General features: G+C 40.0%; 14 protein-coding genes. All 14 read left to right on the forward strand.

Features of this window, described 5'->3' with window-relative positions:
* Positions 1-74 precede the first annotated feature (74 nt).
* The 14 genes from IW15_RS16105 to IW15_RS16170 all read left to right on the forward strand — a co-directional run bounded on the left by IW15_RS16105 (position 75) and on the right by IW15_RS16170 (position 23,402).
* Complete coding sequence (locus IW15_RS16105; RefSeq protein ID WP_165585211.1) at positions 75-818, forward strand: polysaccharide deacetylase family protein; 744 nt, start codon at positions 75-77, stop codon at positions 816-818.
* Positions 819-1,364: 546 nt separating this feature from the next.
* A complete protein-coding gene (locus IW15_RS16110) occupies positions 1,365-2,090 on the forward strand; it encodes an NUDIX hydrolase (RefSeq protein WP_034713413.1) in 726 nt (241 codons plus the stop codon).
* An 18-nt stretch (positions 2,091-2,108) separates the two neighbouring features.
* Entirely contained in the window at positions 2,109-3,593 is a 1,485-nt protein-coding gene (locus IW15_RS16115) for a xylulokinase (RefSeq protein ID WP_034713416.1), read from the forward strand.
* Between the two features lie 123 nt (positions 3,594-3,716).
* A complete protein-coding gene (gene xylA, locus IW15_RS16120) occupies positions 3,717-5,045 on the forward strand; it encodes a xylose isomerase (protein ID WP_034713419.1) in 1,329 nt (442 codons plus the stop codon).
* Between the two features lie 76 nt (positions 5,046-5,121).
* Complete coding sequence (locus tag IW15_RS16125; RefSeq protein ID WP_034713421.1) at positions 5,122-7,998, forward strand: SusC/RagA family TonB-linked outer membrane protein; 2,877 nt, start codon at positions 5,122-5,124, stop codon at positions 7,996-7,998.
* Positions 7,999-8,010: 12 nt separating this feature from the next.
* Entirely contained in the window at positions 8,011-9,954 is a 1,944-nt protein-coding gene (locus IW15_RS16130) for a RagB/SusD family nutrient uptake outer membrane protein (protein ID WP_034713424.1), read from the forward strand.
* A gap of 90 nt (positions 9,955-10,044) precedes the next feature.
* Positions 10,045-11,241: a mannonate dehydratase gene (gene uxuA / locus IW15_RS16135; RefSeq protein ID WP_034713426.1), complete on the forward strand. Its 1,197-nt coding sequence runs from the start codon at positions 10,045-10,047 to the stop codon at positions 11,239-11,241.
* A 40-nt stretch (positions 11,242-11,281) separates the two neighbouring features.
* Complete coding sequence (locus IW15_RS16140; protein WP_034713575.1) at positions 11,282-12,097, forward strand: SDR family oxidoreductase; 816 nt, start codon at positions 11,282-11,284, stop codon at positions 12,095-12,097.
* A gap of 139 nt (positions 12,098-12,236) precedes the next feature.
* The gene (locus IW15_RS16145; protein ID WP_034713430.1) at positions 12,237-13,535 is read left to right on the forward strand and encodes an MFS transporter; all 1,299 of its coding nucleotides are present in this window, start codon (positions 12,237-12,239) and stop codon (positions 13,533-13,535) included.
* An 8-nt stretch (positions 13,536-13,543) separates the two neighbouring features.
* Entirely contained in the window at positions 13,544-15,253 is a 1,710-nt protein-coding gene (locus IW15_RS16150) for a glycoside hydrolase family 43 protein (RefSeq protein WP_034713432.1), read from the forward strand.
* 33 nt (positions 15,254-15,286) lie between these two features.
* Positions 15,287-17,812, forward strand: coding sequence for a glycosyl hydrolase 115 family protein (locus IW15_RS16155; protein ID WP_034713434.1), 2,526 nt, complete (start codon positions 15,287-15,289; stop codon positions 17,810-17,812).
* A gap of 269 nt (positions 17,813-18,081) precedes the next feature.
* On the forward strand, positions 18,082-19,146 hold the full coding sequence (locus tag IW15_RS16160) for an aldose epimerase family protein (protein WP_034713436.1): 1,065 nt from the start codon (positions 18,082-18,084) through the stop codon (positions 19,144-19,146).
* Positions 19,147-19,713: 567 nt separating this feature from the next.
* On the forward strand, positions 19,714-21,429 hold the full coding sequence (locus IW15_RS16165; protein WP_034713438.1) for a GH35 family beta-galactosidase: 1,716 nt from the start codon (positions 19,714-19,716) through the stop codon (positions 21,427-21,429).
* 56 nt (positions 21,430-21,485) lie between these two features.
* A complete protein-coding gene (locus IW15_RS16170) occupies positions 21,486-23,402 on the forward strand; it encodes a sialate O-acetylesterase (RefSeq protein WP_084681459.1) in 1,917 nt (638 codons plus the stop codon).
* Positions 23,403-23,439 lie beyond the last annotated feature (37 nt).

Below are 23,439 nucleotides of genomic sequence, written 5' to 3' on the forward strand. Positions count from 1 at the left end.
CGGTAAAACTCCTCAATAAAAATAATTAAAAATATTTTAGGAGTTGATTATATTTGTATACAAATCAAATGGCTATGAATAAGACGGTTACCTTTCTGATTGTTGTTTTTTTAACGATATGGAATTTTACATATTCTCAAAAAAACACAGCAGGCGCTGATAAATGCTACCTCTATCTCACTTTTGATGATGGCCCGCTGAACGGAAGTGAAAATATCAATACCATTATTCTTCAGGAAAAAATTAAAATCAGCGTTTTTATGGTAGGTGAACATGTCATTAAAGATAAGCAAATGGATTCCTATGCAAAATACTATGACGAAAATCCCTATATTGATGAATACAATCATAGTTTTTCCCACGTCAACAACCATTACGAAGCCTTTTACAGCAATACCGAAAAATCTGTGAATGATATCCTGTATAATCAGTCATTATTAAAACTGCCTTATAAAATAGTCCGCTTACCGGGCCGTAATATGTGGCGACTCAATGGAAGAGTAAAAAATGATGGTCCCAGCGGAATACAGACAGCCGATCAGCTGGCAAAACTCGGATATAAGGTAGTCGGGTGGGATATAGAATGGCAGCATCGTCTTGAAGATGGAACACCGATACAGTCGGTGGAAGAAATGTATAGCTCGGTAAAGAATCTATGCACCTCAGATAAAACATTTGTTAAAAATAATGTAGTGATGTTAATTCATGACGAAATGTTTCAAAAAAGCTGGGAAGAATCCGAACTTAAACAGCTTATTGATCTTCTCCGGACAGATTCAGATGAGATCTTCGATCAAATGAAATTCTATCCGCAATAGCAGATTCCATCTCAAGGTTTGTAAAATATTAAAATGCAGTATGAATGTTATTTTAACATTCATTAAATCAGTTTTTTATGTTTATTTCATGACTTTTTATATCGTACATTGAAATATTCATTCACAAGATGACCCATTTCCAATCATTTTTTATGAATTATTCTCTCATTTTGATAAAATTGGGAAATTGAGCTGGTAAATGGGTAAAATATTTTCCATTTTTGTAATTATTTTACACTTAAAAATGCTTTTTTTTGCCATATTTCGAAAAAAAATTAAAGAATTTTACAATTTCTCTTATCATATTTTTTCCTTTAAAAATGATTCCCTTTTTGCAGGTTTTTTTTAGAGTTAAATCACTCTTAATGAATTTCTTTAGTATTTTATATCATCATTTTTACGATAACCTTATCATAAAATGTATGTCATTCTTATCATAAAAAATAGATATGTAAGCTGTTGATATGCAGTTGATAATGTTAGATTTATTTTTTTATCTCGATTGAATTTTTATATTTGTGATGTTACGTAAATGTTAACATGTCAATGAGCCCAAATTTTATTCATACTTATGTTTCTGTCGATTGTGTTGTTTTTGGATTTGACCATGAAAACCAATTGAATATTTTATTGGTACAGCGCCGTCTTGATGATTTTCCGAAGGAGAAGCAGAAAAAACTGCCTGGAAGTTTAATTCTGAGTGATGAGGATGTAGATGATGCCGCACAACGGGTGCTGTATGAATTAACCGGAATAAAAAAAATGGTTCTCAAACAGTTTAAGTGTTTTGCAGATCCCGTGCGGGCAAGCAACCAGGAGGATATCAAATGGATGGGGAAGGAGTATGAGCATGATATCGATAGGATTATTACGGTAGCCTATCTTTCCCTTTGCAAGATTGATCATAAAATCAACAGCACAAAATATGATACGGTAGACTGGTGCCCTATAGATAAAGTACCAACACTGCCATTTGACCATAATAAGATCATCAACGAATCGTTAACAGAGATCAGAAAATGGATAGAATCCGATTTCTCTATTATTTTTGAACTGCTGCCAAAAAAATTCATCATAAGACAATTGTATCAGCTGTACAGTGCATTAAGCGAAAAACAGATCGATATCAAGAATTTTCATAAAAAGATCTCGTCATTCAACTATATCATTCCTTTAGAAGAGATAGAAACCAATGTATCGCATCGGGCGGCAAGATATTATAAATTCGATGCCAAGATATTTAAGAAAAACAATACCAAACTCATCAAATAAACACCCTCTTTTGAAATTATGTATTTGCTAGGATATGACATAGGCAGTTCTTCTGTTAAAGTTTGTCTCATAGAGGCATCCAGTGGGAAAATTATTGCATCAGATTTTTCTCCTAAAAAAGAAATGAAAATCATGGCCGCCAACCCGGGTTGGGCTGAGCAGAACCCTGCAGAATGGTGGCTGAATTTAAAACTCGCCCATGAATCTGTAATGCATGAATCCGGAATCAATCCGGAAGATATAAAAGGAATCGGTATTACCTGGCAGATGCATGGATTGATCCTGGTAGATAAAGATCAGAATCTGCTGCGTCCTTCTATTATCTGGTGCGACAGCCGTGCTGTATCTTATGGAGAAAAGGCTTTTCAGGCAATAGGAACCGAAAAATGTTTATCCCATCTTCTTAATTCACCGGGGAATTTTACGGCATCAAAATTAGCCTGGGTAAAAGAGAATGAGCCCGAAATTTTTGAAAAAATTGATAAAATAATGCTTCCCGGAGATTATATCGCGATGAAGCTTTCTGGAGAGATAGGAATGACGATTGAAGGGCTTTCTGAAGGAATATTCTGGGATTTTAAAAACAACTGCATCTCTGAAGACGTGATTAATTATTACGGAATTCCTAAAAGTTTTTTCCCGGAAATCATCCCTACATTCGGGATTCAGTCTACCGTTTCGGCTTCTGCTGCTCAGGAACTGGGATTAAAAGAAGGAACACCGATTTCATACCGGGCAGGAGATCAGCCCAATAACGCACTTTCCCTGAATGTTTTCAATCCCGGAGAAATTGCTTCAACAGCCGGAACTTCAGGAGTAGTATATGGAGTACTGGACCAATTGGAATATGATCCTCTTTCAAGAGTCAATACATTTGCGCACGTCAATTATACCCCTGAACAAACCAGGCTGGGCGTATTATTGTGCATCAACGGAACCGGAATTTTAAACTCCTGGTTAAAACATAATTTTGCCACCTCACTTTCCTCTTACGGGGATATGAATGATCTGGCTTCACTTTCTCCGGTAGGATCAAAAGGATTAAGCATCATTCCTTTTGGAAACGGTGCAGAAAGAGTACTGGAAAACAGAGATACCAGCTGTTCTATGCATGGAATCAATTTCAATATTCATTCAAAAGGAGATATTCTGCGTGCCGCACAGGAGGGAATCGTTTTTTCTTACGAATACGGAATGAATATCATGAGAAATATGGGTATGGATATCCAGGTGATCCGTGCAGGAAATGCCAATATGTTTTTAAGTTCAATTTTCAGGCAGTCTCTTGCCAGTGTCAGCAATGCGGTGATTGAACTTTACGATACGGACGGAGCGGTAGGAGCAGCCAGAGCCGCCGGAATGGGAATAGGATTCTATGCAGATTCTAAAGAAGCATTTTCTTCCCTTGAAAAAATTGCTGTGATAGAGCCGGAAACAGAAAAAAGAGAACAATATTTAGAAGCCTATACCAGATGGAAACAACATCTTAACGAAATAATGTAATCACCCTACCATAAAGCTTTTCATAGTACCTGCGGACTTAAAAAAAACCGGCAGGCAGGGGATTCTTATGCCAAATTATAAAAAAACAAACTAAAAACAAACTAAAAATAAAATCAAATACATATGAACATTTTAACAGAAAAGAAAGCGTTTTTTCCAGGTGTTGATACCATCAAATTTGAAGGTAAAGAAAGTAGAAACCCAATGGCATTCCGATATTACGATGCAGACAGGGTAGTAATGGGAAAACCAATGAAAGAATGGATGCGTTTTGCTATGGCATGGTGGCATACGCTGTGTGCAGACGGTAGTGATCCGTTCGGGGGAGCAACGATTCACCATCCTTGGGATATCGGAAATGATGCGGTTTCCAGAGCAAAGAATAAAATGGATGCAGGTTTTGAATTTATGTCTAAAATAGGATTTCAATACTACTGTTTCCATGATGTAGATTTGGTAGCACCGGCTGATAACTGGAAAGATTATGAAAGCAATCTTCAGGCAGTGGTGGAATACGCCAAAGAAAAACAAAAAGAATCAGGAATCAAGCTTTTATGGGGAACTGCAAATGTTTTCACGCATGAAAGGTATATGAACGGAGCGTCTACCAATCCTAATTTTGATGTGGTAGCCTGCGCAGGAATACAGGTGAAAAATTCCATCGATGCAACGATTGCACTTGGCGGAGAAAACTATGTGTTCTGGGGTGGTAGAGAAGGATATATGAGCTTGCTGAATACCGAAATGAAACGTGAAAAAGATCACCTTGCCCGTTTCCTTTCTATGTCCAGAGATTATGCACGCAGCCAGGGCTTCAAAGGAACTTTCCTGATTGAGCCTAAGCCTATGGAGCCAACGAAGCACCAGTATGATTACGATTCTGAAACCGTGATTGGTTTCTTAAGACATTACGGTTTAGACAAAGATTTTAAACTGAATATCGAAGTGAACCATGCTACTTTGGCAGGACATACTTTTGAGCATGAACTTCAGGCTGCGGTGGATGCAGGTTTATTAGGAAGCATCGATGCCAACAGAGGAGATTATCAAAACGGCTGGGATACCGATCAGTTCCCTGTGGATTACCGTGATCTGGCTCAGGCATGGCTGGTATTGCTTCCGGCAGGAGGATTAGGAAGCGGCGGAGTTAATTTTGATGCGAAGATCAGAAGAAATTCTACTGATCCGGAAGATTTATTTATCTCTCACATTTCAGGAATGGATGTTTTTGCAAAAGGTTTGTTAGTGGCTGCAGATATTCTGGAAAACTCCGATTACAAAAAATTACGTACAGAACGATATGCTTCTTTTGACAGCGGCAATGGAAAAGCTTTTGAAGAAGGAAGTCTTACCCTTGAAGATCTTCAGAGAATTGCTCACGAGGTAGGAGAACCTCAGACCAAAAGCGGAAAACAGGAACTGTTTGAAGCGATCGTGAACATGTATATCTAAAAAAACGAGAAGGCTGCTGCCGTAGTCATCTGCACCAGCCTTTTCGTTTCCCCCTTAATACTTAAAAAGAATAATTATGAACCGACTTTATTTTGCCAAAAGTAATAGAGCTGCATTGTTTTTTGCAATGGCTTTACTGCCTTCAGGCTTAGCGTATTCCCAGGTTAAAAATGATACTGTTGAAAAGGAGAAGAAGATAGATGAGGTGGTGGTGATAGGATATGGAAAACAGAGAAAAGAAGCAGTAACCGGATCTGTAGCCTCTGTAAAAGGAGATGTAATGAGAGAAGTTCCCTCCGCGAATGTCAGCCAGGCATTACAGGGCAGGGTAGCAGGAGTAGATATTTCACAGACTTCAAGTAAGCCGGGAGCTCCCATGCAGATCAGGATCAGAGGAACCCGTTCTTTAACGGCAGATAACGATCCTTTGATTGTATTGGATGGAATTCCTTTTCCAGGATCACTTGCCGATATCAGCCCGAACGATATCCAAAGTATGGATATCCTTAAAGATGCATCGTCTACCGCGATTTATGGATCCCGTGGAGCAAACGGGGTAATTTTAATCAGCACAAAAACAGGTAGAAAACGCCAGAAAGCTACTTTCACGTATAATACCTATACCGGGATTACATCGGTTTTTGCTAAATATCCGATGATGGATGCGCAGAAATTCATTAAACTGCGCCAGGATGCCGGACTTTTCACCCAATATGGAGTGGATGAATCCAAAAGTGTGAATACAGACTGGCAGGATTTAATGTACAAAAACGGTATTCTTACCAACCACGATATCGGGATTTCCGGAGGAACAGAAAAGGGTTCCTACAACTTTGGGATGAGCTATTACAATGAGCAGTCTGTATTGCCGGGGCAAAATTTTGAAAGGTTCAATATCAGAGGAAGTCTTGATCAGGAATTAGGAAAATATTTCCGGGTCGGGATAACTACCAATAATGCCTATACCGTTAATAAAGGAAGTAATTTAAGTCTTTATAATACATTAAGTACAACGCCTGTTACCAATCCTTACAATGCAGACGGAACCTGGAAAGAGAGAGTAGTGATGTCTGCGGATACGCAATATGTCTATTCAAGAGATGTTATTAATAATTTAGGGGATGCGTGGGTGGATAAAGCGATTGCGTTCAGTTCTTACAATAATTTCTTTGGGGAATTCAAAATTCCGTGGGTACAGGGATTGACATTGAGAACCAATGTCGGACTGAATTTTAAAACCACCAATACAGGAAGTTACACCGGCAAAGGAGTCTTCAGTTCAGAACCGAATAACCTGTCTACAGCATCTATTGGAAATTCTTTAACGACGCATTGGGTTAACGAAAATATTTTAACGTTTGACAGAACTTTTGCAGAGAAACATAAAGTGAATGTAGTGGCTTTACAGTCTCAGGAACAGAGAACATTCAACAGTTCTTACATCACAGCCAGGGATATTCCATCAGACCAGTTTCAGTTTTATAACCTGGGACAGGCTCAGGGAGAAATTACGATCAACCCTGATAGCCAGGGATACTATAAAAGAGGGCTTAAATCATGGATGGGAAGGGTAATGTATGAGTATGACGGACGTTATATGTTTACTGCCTCGATCAGAGGAGATGCTTCCTCCGTGTTAGCTCCGGGATACCAATGGAATATCTATAATGCCTTTTCAGCGGGCTGGAATATTGCAAAAGAGAAATTCCTTAAAGATTCCAAAGTCATTAATACCATGAAATTGCGTTTCGGATACGGGGAAACTTCCAACCAGGCTGTGGCTCCTTACTCTACTTTTGGCCGATTAACAACTGAACCTTATAATTTTGGAGATACCTATGCAATCGGAACGTATGTATCTACATTGCCTAATTCAAAATTAGGATGGGAATTTTCAGAAACACTGAATTACGGATTGGATTTCGGATTATTTAATAACCGTTTAACGGGTACGGTAGAATATTATACTACCAATACAAAAAACTTATTGCTTGATGTTAAACTGCCTGCGACCTCAGGAGTAGGAAGCTACACCGGAAATGTAGGCTCCACGAGCAATAAAGGAATCGAAATCTCATTAAATGGATCCATTATCCGTAATCCTGACGGGTTTTCCTGGGATTTTGGGGTTAATTTTTATGCGAATAAAAACAAAATCACATCACTATCTTCAGGTGCGACAAGAGATGTTGCCAACTGGTGGTTTGTGGGCCATTCGATTAACTCCATCTACGATTATCAGTATGTAGGATTGTGGCAGCCGGGAGATCCTTATATGAGCATTTTGGAGCCGGGAGATCCTAAATCGGTAGAAGGTTCTATCAAAGTAAAATATACCGGAGGGTATAATGCGGACGGAAGTCCGGTGAGAGCCATCAATGCTGATGACAGACAGATCCTGAATGCCGATCCTGATTTCCAGGGAGGTTTCAATACAAGACTGGCGTACAAGAATTTTGATTTAAGTATCATCGGAGCGTTCAAAAGCGGCGGAATCCTTATCAGTACGCTTTACGGAAATACCAGTTACCTGAACATGATGAACGGAAGACGAAATAACGTAGACGTTGACTACTGGACTCCGGAAAATACGGGTGCTTACTATCCAAGACCCGGAAGTGTACAGAGTAACAATAACCCTAAATACGGAAGTACATTAGCCTATTTTGATGCCTCTTATCTTAAAATAAGAACCATCACGTTGGGATATAATTTCACGCAGGGAGTTTTCAAAAAAGCAGGAATCAGCAAACTGAGGGTGTATACTACCGTTACTAATCCGTTTGTATTTTTCTCTCCTTACCATAAACAATCAGGCATGGACCCTGAAACCAACTCATATGGTAATGAAAACCAGGCTGTATCAGATGTTTATCCATCAAGATTTTTAACCATAGGAACCAACACACCATCACTTAGAAACTATATGATCGGTGTCAACTTAACCTTCTAAAAATTGACTCACATGAAAAAGTTCAGAATACATACGACAGCAAAAATCTTACTGTGTACTGTGGTGCTTTCCAGCTGCTCCAACCTGTTGGATGAAGAACCCCGTAATATTTATACCCCAGAATACTTTGAGACAGAAGCTGGAGTACTGGGTGGGATCACTTCTATGTATGCCCATTTACGATACATTTACGGAAACGGATACTGGCTGAATGCCTGTGAAACAGGAACCGACGAATATACCTATGGCCACGCCGCAGACGCCAACTTCAAAGATATGGATATGTCCGGAGTCGGAAATCTTACGCCTTCATCCAGCCGTGCCGACGTTTTGTGGAACAATGCATTCAGAAATATCAATACCGCCAACGGAGTTATTCAAAAAGGTTCTGGGGTAGGAGTTTCTGATGCCATCATCGCGGAAGCCAGGTTTTTCAGGGCTTTTGACTACTTTATGCTGGCTCAGACCTTTGGAGGAGTTCCGTTGGATTTGGGATCCGGAGAATTACAATTTAATACCAGTACCGTCAGAGGTTCTGTAAGAAATACCGTTCCTGAAGTCTATTCAAAAGTCATCTTTCCAGATCTACTGAAAGCAGTACAGGATCTGCCGACCGGAGCCCGTGTTACCGGTGGTGTTACTAAAACAGTGGCGAGATTATTTTTAGCAAAAGCCTATCTTACCTACGGATGGTGGCTTCAGAATCCCAACGGAATTCCTACCTACCCGCAGGCACCAAGGGTAGACCTTGACGGGCACAACGCTCAGTGGTACTTTCAGCAGGCGTATGATATTGCTTTAGCAGGGATCAATAATCCCGGAGCATACGGATTGCAGGCTACCTATTATGATGTCAATCTGGCTCAGAACGACCGAAATAAAGAAATGCTGTTGTATGCAGATCACACAGAATCCAGTGAATATTATGACGGATCCAGCCACTCATATAACACAGGAGGTTCTCCTGGAAATTTTGCAGCATGGATGACAACCTGGGATTATACATTCCTTGAAAGTTCTCAGAATCCGCAATGGACAGGTACTTCAGTGAGATCTGTACAGAGAGAAGCTGCTCAGGCCTACGGAAGACCATGGAAAACAATGGCACCTACCATTGAAGTTGTAAAAAATACCTTCGCTAATAAAACGCAGGATTCAAGATACGATGGTACTTTTGTAACGACATTCCGTGCGAACTGGAACAAGGCAGGAATTTCAAATGCTACCTTATACAATGCCAACGGACTTCCGGTACAACCCGGAAGTGCAATTCTTACCTTCCTGAATGATGATCCGGCACAAACCATAGATTATAGCAATGCAGTGTACAAAAGCAATGTTGGTGCAGGGTTTTTACCGGGCAGAGCAGATTATGTAATTGCTCCGAGCGGAATCAGCAGATACGCCTATCCAAACCTATGGAAGATCGGAACGTACAGAACAGACAACGGAACAGGCCTTGGACAGCCCAACGGAGGAATTACCCGTCCTTTTCCTATTGCTAAGTTTTCAGAGCTTTATTTCATTGCAGCAGAAGCAGCGGTAAAAGGCGCTTCAGGAGCAATGACCGCAAGAGACCTGGTAAATGTAATAAGAAGCAGAGCCGGAAAATGGCGTTGGGACAACAACGGAAACGTTGCCAAAAATGAAGACAACAGCGCAGCAATGACTGCTGCAACTCCAGCTACAATCACCGTTGATTACATCCTGGCAGAAAGATCCAGAGAATACTACGGAGAAGGATACAGATGGTTTGATCTTGTAAGAACCCAAAAATGGGGTGATCTGGCTCAGACTTATACCATCGCAGGGACAGCAGTGGGAGATCACACTCCAAAAGTCTATACCAGAAATATTGCCAATTACCTCTATTTAAGACCTATTCCTCAATCTCAGATGGATGCGATGGACATGAGTGCAACAGCATTGGCTGCCTATCAGAATCCGGGATATTAATATTTAAAAGACAATTTCACATTCATATTAACGACAAAGTAGGTGCTTACAACACCTGCTTTGTTTTCATGAAAAATATCTAAAAAAGCTATGGAAAAAACTTGGCGCTGGTTTGGAAAAAAGGATAAAATAAAACTTGAAATGCTTCGGCAGATTGGGGTAGAAGGCATTGTGTCCGCTCTTCATGATATTCCAAACGGAGAAATCTGGACGCTGGAAGCCATCAATGACTATAAAAGTTACATAGAAGATTCCGGCCTTCGCTGGTCGGTCGTGGAAAGCCTTCCGGTAAGTGAATCCATTAAATATGGCGGTGAAGACAGGGATCTGCTGATAGAAAATTATTGTAAAAGTTTAGAAAATTTAGGGAAAGCAGGGGTTACAACAGTTTGTTACAACTTCATGCCGGTCCTCGACTGGGCAAGAACAGATTTGTATTATCCATGGGAAGACGGTTCATCATCGCTTTATTTTGATAAAGCAAAGTTTGCCTATTTTGAAATTCATATTCTTGAAAGAAAAGGGGCAGAAAAAGACTATTCGTCAGAGATTCTTAAAAAAGTTGAACAGCTTAAAAGCACCCTCACAGAAGAAGAAAAACACCTGCTCATCGATTCCATAATTGTTAAAACCCAGGGATTTGTCAATGGAAACATTAAAGAAGGCGATCAGAATCCCGTAGCGATTTTTAAAAGTTTACTGGCGCTTTATGATGGTATTGACAAAGAACAGCTTCGTCAGAATATGAAATATTTCCTTGAAAAGATCATGCCCATATGTGAAGAATGGAATATTCAAATGGGTGTACATCCTGACGATCCGCCATTTTCCCTGTTAGGATTGCCCCGGATTGTCACCTGTGAAGAAGATATCGACTGGTTCCTGAATGCTGTAGATAATCCTCACAACGGACTTACATTCTGTACCGGTTCACTGAGTGCAGGATTGCAGAATGATGTTCCTAAGCTTGCTCAGAAATATGCTTCACGCACCAGATTTGTCCACCTCAGAAGTACCAATGTTTTTGAGAACGGAGATTTTATCGAAGCGCATCACCTTGGAGGAAGAGGAAAACTTATCGACGTCATACGGATATTTGAAAAAGAAAATCCAGCCCTGCCGATGCGTATCGATCACGGCCGTCTTTTAACCGATGATATTGATAAAGGATACAATCCCGGTTATTCATTTTTGGGAAGAATGTTAGCGCTTGGCCAGATCGAAGGGGTCATGGCAGCTGTACAAAATGAAATGAAAATCGACACAACCTACGGCGAAGTATCATAATAAACGATAGTATAAAATGCTATTAAATGAATTAAAAGAAATGAACGAAATATTTAGTATACAAGGAAAAATAGCTGTCATTACAGGTGCTTCAGGAGTGTTAGGCGGAAGTCTTGCCGAAAGTTTCGTAAAAGCAGGTGCTACCGTTGTCGCACTGGGAAGAAATAAGGAAACGCTGGATGTCCGCGTGAAAAAACTTATCGATGCAGGAGGTGAGGCATTTGCCGTAGAAGCCAATGTGATGGACGTAGGAAGTTTAGAAGCCGCAGCGAATAAAATAGTGGAAAAATACGGTAAAATTGATATTCTACTCAATATAGCCGGCGGAAATATTCCAGCAGCCACCTTATCTCCCGACCAGTCTTTTCTTGATATGGACATTGAAGGATGGAACCAGGTCACTGATCTTAACATCAACGGAACAGTATATCCAAGCTATGTTTTCGGAAGAGTAATGGCACATCAGGGAAGCGGGAGTATCGTCAATATCTCTTCCATGGCGGCTTATTCAGCCATTACAAGAGTAGCCGGATATTCAGCGGCAAAGGCGGCAATTACCAATTTTACCCAATGGCTGGCCTCCGATTTAGCCTTGAAATATGGCGATACAATAAGAGTAAATGCCATTGCCCCCGGATTTTTTATCGGTGATCAAAACCGTAACATTTTATTGAATCCGGACGGATCATTAACAGAACGAAGCATAAAAGTGATTGCAAAAACTCCGATGGGACGTTTTGGAGATGCCGAAGAACTCAATGGGGCTGTACAGTTCCTGTGTTCAGATGCGGCAAGCTTCATTACCGGAGCACTGCTGCCTGTTGACGGCGGTTTCAGTGCATTCAGCGGAGTGTAAATAAACACGTTTCATATAGTTTCATATACTTAGTAGACGGGGCCTGGAGCCATTCATTGGATTGAAAGGCCCTGTTTTTTCAGTTTGAAATCATCTATAAAAAGTAAAGTAAAACCCTCAATTAATCATTAATACAACCATGATCAAAATACATCCTCCTAAAAAACAGAATATGAGATGGTGGATGCTGTCTTTGGTTTTCCTGGCCACAACAATCAATTACCTGGACCGTCAGGTGATGGGATTGCTAAAGCCAACGCTGGAAGCAGACTTTCACTGGACAGAAAAAGATTACAGCTATATTGTGATGGCTTTTACCGCTTCCTATGCATTGGGCTACCTTGCCATGGGACGATTTATCGACAGAGTAGGCACAAAAATAGGATATGCAGTTTCTTTAATCATCTGGACTCTCGCATCCATCGGACATGGTTTTGTGAAAAATACCTTCGGATTTATTCTCGCAAGAACAGCTCTTGGACTAAGCGAGGCCGGAAATTTTCCTGCCGCGATAAAATCCGTAGCAGAATGGTTCCCCAAAAAAGAAAGAGCGCTGGCGACAGGTCTTTTTAATTCCGGAGCGACAGTAGGAGCTATTTTGGCCCCTCTTTTAGTTCCATGGATTCTCGGACATTATGGATGGCAGCAAACCTTTGTATGGATTGGAGCAGCCGGAATGATCTGGATTGTTCTCTGGTGGAAATTTTATCGTGCGCCTGAACAATCAAAAAAACTAACCTATGAAGAATACCAATATATAAAAAGCGATCAGGATGCACAGCCAGAAGAACAGTCTAAAGTCCCTCTTTCCGAATTATTCAAATACAAAGTAACCTGGTCATTTGCCATCGGGAAAATCATGACCGACCCGATCTGGTATTTCTTTATGTTCTGGCTTCCCGCTTATTTTGCCGATGTTTTTAAAATGGACCTTACGAAACCGTCTCTTCCTCTGATCCTTATTTACAGCGGAACCACCCTCGGAAGTATTGGCGGTGGCTACCTTTCCTCATGGCTGATAAAAAAAGGATGGGAAATCAACAAAGCAAGAAATATAACGATGCTGCTTTTTGCATTGATGGTCGTGCCTGTTATGTTTTCCAAATATCTTGGCAATATGTGGGTCATTACCATTGTGATTGCTTTTGCTACGGCTGCACATCAGGGTTGGGGAGCCAATCTGATGACCACGGTTGGCGATAGATTGCCCAATAAATATGTAAGCTCAGTGATTGGATTCGGTGGAATGCTGGGATCTGTTGCCGGGATTATCTTTCCTTTGTTTATTGGAATTATACTGGACACTTTTAAAAAAGCCGGAAATATCAACGGAGGATACAATATCATCTTTTTTATTGCCGGAATCTCCTATATCGCCGCCTGGCTCATCATCCGTTTCATTAACCGAAAGCCAGAAAATAAGATAAAAACTAATTGATAATAATTATGAAAAAAAGACTAATCCATCCAATTGTTTTTAAAAATAAAGCAGTCTTAGCTGTTACAGCGTTGCTTTCCCTGAATATTTCAGCACAGGTTTTCTCCGGCTTTACGTACCGGGGAAATGATAAAATATATACCGATAATCCACTCAAAGACGATGAATTCTATTCACCGGTCCTTCAGGGGTGTTATCCCGATCCCAGCATCACGCGAAAAGGAAACGATTATTATCTCGTGAATTCCTCGTTCTCAATGTTTCCGGGAGTTCCGATCTTTCAGTCTAAAGATCTGGTCAACTGGAAGCAGATTGGGCATGTTTTAGACAGACCTTCACAGCTGAAAGTGGAAAAATCAGGTGTTTCAGAAGGAATCTATGCTCCGGATATTAAATACAACCCCTACAACGATACGTTTTATATGGTGACTACTCAGATTGCCAGCGGGATCGGAAATATGATTGTCAAAACCAAAGATCCAACAAAAGGCTGGAGTGAAGTTCAAAAACTTAATTTTGATGGAATTGATCCTTCCATTTTCTTTGATGACAACGGAAAAGCATATATTATTCATAACGATGCCCCACCAAAAGGAACCGAACAGTATAGCGGTCACCGCGTGATCAAAATATGGGATTATGATCTCGAGAAAGATCAGGTGGTAGCAGGCACAGATAAAATCATTGTGAATGGTGGAGTAGACCTCAGCCAGAAACCGATTTGGATAGAAGGTCCGCACCTCTATAAAAAAAGAGGGAAATATTATCTGATGTGCGCGGAAGGAGGCACAGGAGGCAATCACAGTGAAGTTATTTTTGTGAGCGACAGTCCGAAAGGTCCCTTTATTCCCGCAGGAAATAATCCTATCCTTACCCAGCGTTATTTTCCGAAAGACAGAAAAGACAAAGTAGATTGGGCAGGACATGCCGACCTGGTAGAAACCCCTGAAGGTGATTATTACGGAGTATTTTTAGCCATCCGTCCCAATGAAAAGAACCGGGTAAATACGGGAAGAGAAACTTTTATCCTCCCTGTAGACTGGAGCGGAACGTATCCTGTATTTCAGAATGGATTAGTTCCTATAAAGCCAGCACTTAAGATGCTGAAAGGAGTTAAAAATCAAACAGGGCAAACCGGATTTTTTCCGAATGGGAATTTTACGTTTTCAGATGCTTTAACCAATTCTGATCTTGATAAGAGATGGATAGCGATGAGAGGTCCGCGTGAAAATTTTATTACCATCACTAAAAAAGGATTGAAAATAAATTCTTTTGCTACCAATATTAAAGCAAAAGCTCCCATTTCAGCATTATTTCACAGGCAACAGCATGCTTCGTTTGAGGCGGCCGTAGCTTTAGATTTTACCCCGAAATCTGAGAAGGAATTGGCCGGAATTACGTGTTATCAGAATGAAAAATTCAACTATGTATTTGGACTGACGAAAAAAGGGAATGACTATTATCTGGTACTGGAAAGAACAGAAAAAGGAAACTCTATCATTGTTGCCCATGAAAAAATTGGGCTTTCTAAAACGATGCAGCTCAAGGTAGTCGCTGAGGGAGATGATTATACCTTTAATTATTCTCTTGACGGAAAAACTTTTAAAAATCTGGGCGGAAAAGTTTCGGGAGATATTTTGTCGACCGATATTGCCGGAGGATTTACAGGCAGTTTGATCGGGTTGTACAGTACCTTATCCAACGATATGAACTGGTGAAAAATTCCTTAATCAACGTACATAATCAATCCAATGAAAGTTTTATCAAAAGTAATCATCATCACAGCTTTTATATTCTGCGTTAGCGGGACGGCTCAGTCTGTTGGATCCTTTATCACTACTGAGACAAGTGCAGAAGTATTGCTGTTAAAAAATCAATCCGTAAAGCTTGCCTTGTATACTGATCAGGGAATTGATAAAGGTATTGCAAGAGCCGTTCATATGCTAAGTACTGATCTTAAGAAAGTAACCGGAGAATTACCTGATACAATTCATCAAAATCCAGATGGATCTTCTCCGCTGATCATCATTGGAAGTGCAGGAACGAATTCAATTATTGACCTTCTGATCAGACAACATAAACTGAATGGTAAGGAATTAAACGAGAAACGGGAAAAATTCATCATTCAGAATATTAAAAATCCTTTTGACGGAGTTTCTGAAGCAGTTGTAATTGCTGGTAGTGACAAACGGGGGACGATCTACGGGATTTATGAATTTTCAAAGCAGATCGGCGTTTCACCCTGGTATTATTGGGCAGATATTCCCGTACAAAAAAAAGAAAATCTATATTTTAAAAAAGGAATATATACAGACGGAGAGCCAGCAGTAGAATATAGAGGGATTTTCCTGAACGATGAAGAACCTTCTTTAGGAACCTGGGCCAGAAATAGTTTTGGCGGAATCAACAGCCAGTTGTATGAGAAAGTTTTTGAATTGATCCTTCGCCTTAAAGGCAATTACCTCTGGCCTGCAATGTGGGGAAAAGCTTTCTATGATGATGATCCTCAAAATGGAGTGTTGGCGGATGAAATGGGAATTATCATGGGAACTTCCCATCATGAGCCGATGGCACTGGCACAAACCGACTGGCATCGCTATATCAAGAAAAATAATCTTCCTAATATCTGGGATTATAACAAAAACGCTGACGTATTGCAGCAATTCTGGAAAACCGGAATCAAAAGAAGTAAAAACTGGGAAAAGCTGATCACAGTTGGAATGCGAGGCGATGGAGACGAAGCCATGGGAGAGAAAACGAATATTTCCCTTTTAGAGAAGATTGTAAAAGATCAGCGTAAAATTATAGAAAACGAAACAGGAAAACCGGCCAGAAAAATACCTCAGGTCTGGGCATTGTACAAAGAAGTTCAGGATTATTATGATGAAGGGATGAAAGTTCCTGATGATGTTATTCTGCTGTTCTGTGATGACAACTGGGGGAATGTCCGCAAACTTCCCGATCTGTCGAAACCGCTTCACAAAGGCGGCTATGGAATGTATTATCATTTTGATTATGTGGGCGGACCTAGAAATTCAAAATGGATCAACATCAGTCCGATTCAAAGGGTTTGGGAACAGATGAACCTGACTTACGAACATCAGGTGAATAAAGTATGGGTAGTCAATGTAGGCGATTTAAAGCCTATGGAATTTCCGATCAGTTTCTTTATGGATATGGCCTGGAATCCCAAACAGTTTACTGCGGATAATTTGATGGAATATACCCAAAAATGGGCGTCAGAACAGTTTGGAGAGAAGCATTCCACAGAAATTGCCAGAATGATCAATCTGTATGCAAAATATAATCGCAGAGTAACGCCTGAAACACTTAACAGCACCACGTACAGTCTCGATAATTATAATGAATTTGAAACCGTGGTAAACGAGTACCGCACGCTTGCTCTTGATGCAATGCGCCTGTCCGGAGAACTCCCGAAGGAATATCAGGATGCTTATTTTCAGTTAGTGCTCTATCCGATCGAGGCTTGCAGTAATCTGTATGAAATGTATTATAATGTGGCAAAAAACAGGCAGCTGGCGGCGAAAAATGATTTTAGCGCCAACGAATATGCTGATAAAGTAAAAAAGAACTTTGCATATGACGCTTTGCTACAGCAGCAATACAACACTGAAATTGCAGGTGGAAAATGGAAACATATGATGGATCAGCCGCACATCGGATATACAGGCTGGAACCAGCCTGATCAAAATATAATGCCGGAAGTAGTCTATGTTTCAAAAGCCTCAACTCCAAAAACTAAAACCTTCAAAGAAAAAGACGGCTATATTTCAATAGAAGCGGAGAATTTTGCACGTCAGCATACTTCAGATAACATACAGTGGAAAGTAATTCCCGATTTCGGAAAAACAAAGTCCGGTGTAACTACCTTTCCGCAGAAGAGTCAACTTAAGAATGAGGACAATATCTATCTGGAATATGATATGAATGTTACCTCAACAGGACTATTTGAAGTCCAGCTTTTATTGGCGCCTACCCTTAATTTTAACAGCAATAAAGGCTTGCGGTATGAAATCTCTTTTGACGGACAACAACCGCAAATCATTAATTTTAACGGAAATTACCGGGGCGAACTGGGACAATGGCAGTCTGAGCATATTATAAAATCAGTGACAAAGCATACCATAACGACACCGGGAAAACATACCCTGCGTTTCCGGGTGCTGGATTCCGGAATTGTCATCGAAAAAATACTCATCAATACAGGAGGATTACAGCCATCCTATTTAGGCCCTCCCGAAAGTAACTATGAATAATATTAATATAAAATTAGATGAGAATATGCAATTTTACACGGACTTTATTCATTCTGCTGTCATTCAGAATGTAACGAAGTGAAATGAAGAATCTAATTGATGAATGGGATTCCTTCTTCGTCGGAATGACAATACATAAAAAATTGTATATAATAACTTTAAATAATTATACATTTTAATAAAAACATTCTTATAAGCAAGTTTGACGTCTGATATCTGAAATCTCATATCTGACATCTATTAATAAAAAAACGAAAAGACTAAAAAATATGGAAAATATTCAGATTTCAGAATATGGAACCACAGACAAAGAGGAAAATGTCAAAAAATACACCCTCACGAATAAAAATGGAATGACCGCTGAAATCATCAACTATGGAGCGATTGTCACTTCATTAACCGCTCCGGATAAAAATGGGAACTATGAAGATGTAGTGTTGGGCTTTGTAGAACCGCAGGATTATTTTAACCAAAATTCATATTTCTACGGAGCTATTATTGGGAGATTTGCGAACAGGATTGCAAATGCTGCCTTTCAACTGGAAGGCAAAAACTATCATCTGACAGAAAATAATGCACCCAATCATCTTCATGGTGGAAAAGAAGGGTTTTTTAACAAGGTTTGGATTGCTGAAGTGCTTGCAGAGACTGAAATCCCCACCTTACAATTAACTTATGAAAGTCCTGATGGAGAAGAAGGGTATCCGGGAACAGTTATAGCGAAGGTTTTTTACAGTCTGACCGACGATAATGAGCTTATTATTTCTTATGAAGCGGTAACTGACCGCGCTACCATTATCAATCTGACGCATCATTCCTATTTCAATCTTTCCGGCCGGTTTACAGAGTCCATTACTGATCATGAACTACAGTTGGAAGCAGATCAGTTTATTCCTATTGATACCTTTTCGATTCCCGAAGGAAGATTTCAGGATGTTGAAGGCAGCCCTTTTGATTTCAGGATTTCCAAACTCTTAGGAAAAGATATCGATACCGAAAATGAGCAGCTAAAGAGAGCTAATGGATATGATCATTGCTTTGTCCTTACAGGAAGCGGGATGAGACGGACCGGAACATTGTATCACCCGGAAAGTGGGAGGAAAATGGAAGTTTTTACTGATCAGCCCGGTATACAGGTCTATACCGGAAATTTTTTAGATGGAAAACATACTACAAAAACAGGAGGTAAAAATATGGTAAGAACAGGAATTTGTTTAGAAACGCAACATTATCCCGATGCTCCCAATCAGATTAATTTTCCTTCTGTAAAGCTTTTTCCGGGAGAAAAATATCAGACAAAAACGATCTATAAATTTTCAGTAGAGGAAAAGTAAAGTCTGGCTTTTGAATATTTAATAAAAGGATTTCATTAATAAACGATGTTGGATCTCATTTCAGGCAATATAATCAGGTAAATGTTTATGTTTTATGTAGAAAATCACTGAAAATAAAATGAATTTAATGTTAAATATATGTTAAAATTTATTAATGTAACATATTTGATTTTAAAAATAAACAACAGGATAGTTATTGTCGAAAATATGATAAGTCCCGTGTTGAAAGTGTAAAGAATCGGTCCGGAATATTTTTATACTGTATGCTGAGGTTTGTGCAGTACCCGGAAATAAAAAAGACTCCATTTTTATAATCGTACAATCTATGATAAGGGTGTTGTTTTTTTCTAAGAAATACTAAAGTTTTACGGCTCACTTTGACAAACGGAAAGCTTGTACTCACAGGATTCCTTTGCTATATAGATTCTTTCTTTTATTTTTAAAAACCATCACAAATATATTGACAGGTTAATACAATCTATGGTGAGAATATTTTAAAACAGTACATAATATACCATTTGTGTTATCAATAATACAATACAGATAAACTAAAAAATCAATCAATTGATGATGACGATACATAAAGCGTTGGTTCTTTCAGGGATGGCCCTTTCGTTCTGTTTACAGGCGCAGGAAAATATTCCTCATTTGCAGAAAAAAGGTACGGCAACCCAGCTTGTCGTAGAGCAGAAGCCAGTTCTTATCATAGGCGGTGAGTTGGGAAATTCTTCCGCATCTTCCGCTCATGATATTGAAACCCATTTTCCAAAACTTCAACAGATGGGATTGAACACCGTTTTAGTGCCTGCCTATTGGGATATGATAGAACCCGAAGAAGGGAAATTCGATTTTAGTTTACTTGATACAACCATTGATCAGGCCAGGAAAAATGATCTTAAAATCGTTTTCTTATGGTTTGGTGCTTGGAAAAACTCAATGAGCTGCTACGCTCCGTTGTGGTTTAAAAAAGACTATAAAAAATATCCCAGAGCCTATTCCAAAGCCGGAAAACCTATGGAAATAGCAAGCTCTTTCTCACAAAACGTTCTGAATGCTGATCAGAAAGCCTTCGCTGAAGTAATGAAACATATTGCTTCCGTTGATTCCAAACAGGGAACAGTCATTATGATGCAGGTAGAAAACGAAATCGGAATGCTGGAAGGTGCCCGTGACTATTCTAAAGAAGCCAATACAGCTTTCAATGCTCAGGTTCCTGAAACACTGATCAAATTTTTAATTAACAATAAAAAAGAACTTCATTCCTCCCTGTCAGAAAAATGGGGGAAACAAGGGTTTAAAACCAAAGGAAACTGGCAGGAAATATTTGGAAATGATCTGTATACCGATGAACTTTTCACGGCCTGGTCATATGCCCAGTATGTAGAAAAACTGGCTAAAACATCCAAATCCATTTATCATATTCCATTATATGTAAATGCCGCTATGAACAGCCGAAACAGACAGCCTGGAGAATATCCTGCGGGCGGTCCGCTGGCTCACCTGATTGATATCTGGCACGCAGCGGCACCCAGCATAGATATGCTTTCTCCCGATTTATATGACGGAAATTTTGCTGATTGGGTATCCAAGTACAGGCTCCATAACAATCCGCTTTTTGTACCGGAAGTGAAAATGACGGCTAACAACGGTGTGCAGGCTTTTTATGCTTTCGGGGAACATGATGCCATTGGATACAGTCCGTTTTCCATAGAAAATAATTCCGAAGCAGGGAGCAAAAGACTCGCAGAAGCCTATTCAAAATTGAAACAGCTGATTCCGGTTCTTACAAAATACCAGGGGCAGGGATGGTCAAAAGGACTGTTATTCGATCAGACCAATTCAGAGCGCAAGATCAGTTTTGATGACCTGACGATTACAGCTAGACATTTTTTCAGTCTTCCATGGGATCCAAGAGCAAAAGACGGAAGTGTGTGGCCTGAAGGAGGCGGAATTATTCTCCGGTTAGCTAAAGACGAATACCTTATTGCCGGAAGTGGGATGGTGGTGGAGTTTGAAAAACTCAATGAAAAAAAAGAAATTCAGGCTAAAGATTTGGGAGAAGACGGTTTTGCAGCGCAGGGTGGAAAAATACAGACTCAAAATCAATGGACAGGCGGAAAGAGGGTGGGAATTGGTCCGGTGGATGAGATCAGGATTGATGAAAATGGAAATTTCATTCCTATAAGAAGGCTGAATGGTGACCAGACCCATCAGGGAAGACACATACGGATCGGTGTTGATGAATTTGCGATTCTTCACGTCAGATTATATGAATATCAATAGTCTATATGAGCTTGCTGAAAATTTCTATTAATAATATTTCACACAAATTTATAACAATGAATACCTGTAACGTTTTAAAAATATTGATCCTGTTTACTGCTTTTTGGGTGACCGATACGGTAAATGCTAAAGTGAAACTTCCGGCTTTGGTTTCAGATGGAATGGTATTGCAAAGAGATCAGGACATAAAAATATGGGGCAAAGCGGATGCGGGGGAAAAAGTGAATATAACTTTTCAGAATAAAAAATACAGCACCACAGCCAATGCAACAGGAAACTGGAATGTAATGCTTCCAAAAATGAAAGCAGGAGGCCCTTTTACCATGACTGTGAATGAAATAACATTGCATAATATCATGATTGGTGAAGTATGGCTGGCATCAGGACAATCCAATATGGAGCTTCCGATGCGGAGGGTAAAACCTTTGTACCAGCAGGAAATTCAAAACGCGAATACTCAGAACATCCGTTTTTTTACCGTTCCTCAAAAATACAATTTCAAATCGCCACAGGAAGATCTGGATGGCGGAGTATGGGAAACAACCAATCAGCAGACTATTTTAAATTTCTCTGCGGTGGCCTATTTTTTTGCCAAAGCGATACACGAAAAAATGAATGTTCCGGTGGGAATTATCAATGCAAGTTTAGGCGGTTCACTCGTTCAGGCGTGGATGGGTGAAAATTCCCTGAAAAAATATCCGGAATATCTTTCCGAAGCCAAAAAATGGCAGAACGATCAACTCATACAAACCACAGAATCTTCTGAACAGGCGCTAAGCAAAGCCTGGTATTCGGAACTGGATAAGAATGACAAAGGAGTGAATGAACATTGGGAACAATCTCAATGGAATGATTCCGGATGGAGTACTATGAATATTCCGGGCTCCTGGGAAGATAAAGAAGGGGCTTTTGAAGGGTCGGTTTGGTTCCGGAAAGAAATAGCACTTCCCAAAGGAGCAGGAAATAAAGCTGCTTTTCTGAATCTGGGAAGAATAAAAGATGCTGATATCACCTATATCAACGGGATAAAAGTAGGAAATGTAACCTATGAATATCCGCCCCGCTGGTATGATATTCCGGCAGGCGTATTAAAAGAAGGGAAAAACATCATTACGGTACGCGTACTCAACGGGAGTGGAAAAGGCGAGTTTATTAAAGGCAAACCTTATGAACTGCACGTTGGAGATCAGAAAATAGATCTGAAAGGCCAATGGAAATACAACATAGGGTACAAAATGAATGGAAATGCTCCCGGGCAGACTTTCATCCGCTGGAAACCAACAGGATTGTATAATGCGATGATTCATCCGCTTACAGGATATGAGATGAAAGGAGTGATCTGGTATCAGGGAGAAAGCAATACCGGAAAATCCAGTGAATATGCAGATCTGCTTTCTACCATGATTAACGACTGGCGTTCCCGGTGGAATCAGAAAAATCTTCCTTTTCTCATCGTACAGCTTGCGAATTTTATGGAAGCGAAATCCCAGACCGTGGAAAGCGGTTGGGCAGAGCTGCGGGAACAGCAGCGTAAAGTTTCCCTTACCGTTCCCAATACCGGGCTTGCCGTAGCTATTGATGCCGGAGAATGGAACGATATCCATCCTTTACACAAGAAAACAATTGGTGACAGGCTTGCTCTTCAGGCACTGAAAATCGCCTATAAAGAAAATATCATGGCAGACGGTCCGGTGTATGAATCATTCAAAAAAGAAGGAAATACGATCATTCTTTCGTTTAAAAAAGGAACTGATGACTTTTCTCCGGTTTCCTCACTGAAAGGATTTGCCCTTAAAAATGAAAACGGAAATTTTGTATGGGCCAATGCAAAAATAGAAGGAAATAAAATCGTTGTCTGGAGCGACGCCGTTAAAAATCCGGCCGCCGTAAGATATGCCTGGGCAGATAATCCGGATCAGGCCAACCTGAAAAATAAAAACGGGCTTCCTGCTTCTCCTTTTACTACAGAATAAAAAACATAAAATATCCATTATCCTATCTGAAATTACA

It is taken from the genome of Chryseobacterium soli (assembly GCF_000737705.1).
Lineage (GTDB): Bacteria > Bacteroidota > Bacteroidia > Flavobacteriales > Weeksellaceae > Chryseobacterium > Chryseobacterium soli.

Coding starts and splice junctions, on each gene's coding strand:
- IW15_RS16105 (WP_165585211.1), top strand. CDS start 75: ATGAATAAGACGGTTACCTTTCTGATTGTTGTTTTTTTAACGATATGG.
- IW15_RS16150 (WP_034713432.1), top strand. CDS start 13,544: ATGAAAAAAAGACTAATCCATCCAATTGTTTTTAAAAATAAAGCAGTC.
- IW15_RS16145 (WP_034713430.1), top strand. CDS start 12,237: ATGATCAAAATACATCCTCCTAAAAAACAGAATATGAGATGGTGGATG.
- uxuA (WP_034713426.1), top strand. CDS start 10,045: ATGGAAAAAACTTGGCGCTGGTTTGGAAAAAAGGATAAAATAAAACTT.
- IW15_RS16165 (WP_034713438.1), top strand. CDS start 19,714: ATGATGACGATACATAAAGCGTTGGTTCTTTCAGGGATGGCCCTTTCG.
- IW15_RS16125 (WP_034713421.1), top strand. CDS start 5,122: ATGAACCGACTTTATTTTGCCAAAAGTAATAGAGCTGCATTGTTTTTT.
- IW15_RS16170 (WP_084681459.1), top strand. CDS start 21,486: ATGAATACCTGTAACGTTTTAAAAATATTGATCCTGTTTACTGCTTTT.
- xylA (WP_034713419.1), top strand. CDS start 3,717: ATGAACATTTTAACAGAAAAGAAAGCGTTTTTTCCAGGTGTTGATACC.
- IW15_RS16110 (WP_034713413.1), top strand. CDS start 1,365: ATGAGCCCAAATTTTATTCATACTTATGTTTCTGTCGATTGTGTTGTT.
- IW15_RS16140 (WP_034713575.1), top strand. CDS start 11,282: ATGAACGAAATATTTAGTATACAAGGAAAAATAGCTGTCATTACAGGT.
- IW15_RS16160 (WP_034713436.1), top strand. CDS start 18,082: ATGGAAAATATTCAGATTTCAGAATATGGAACCACAGACAAAGAGGAA.
- IW15_RS16130 (WP_034713424.1), top strand. CDS start 8,011: ATGAAAAAGTTCAGAATACATACGACAGCAAAAATCTTACTGTGTACT.
- IW15_RS16155 (WP_034713434.1), top strand. CDS start 15,287: ATGAAAGTTTTATCAAAAGTAATCATCATCACAGCTTTTATATTCTGC.
- IW15_RS16115 (WP_034713416.1), top strand. CDS start 2,109: ATGTATTTGCTAGGATATGACATAGGCAGTTCTTCTGTTAAAGTTTGT.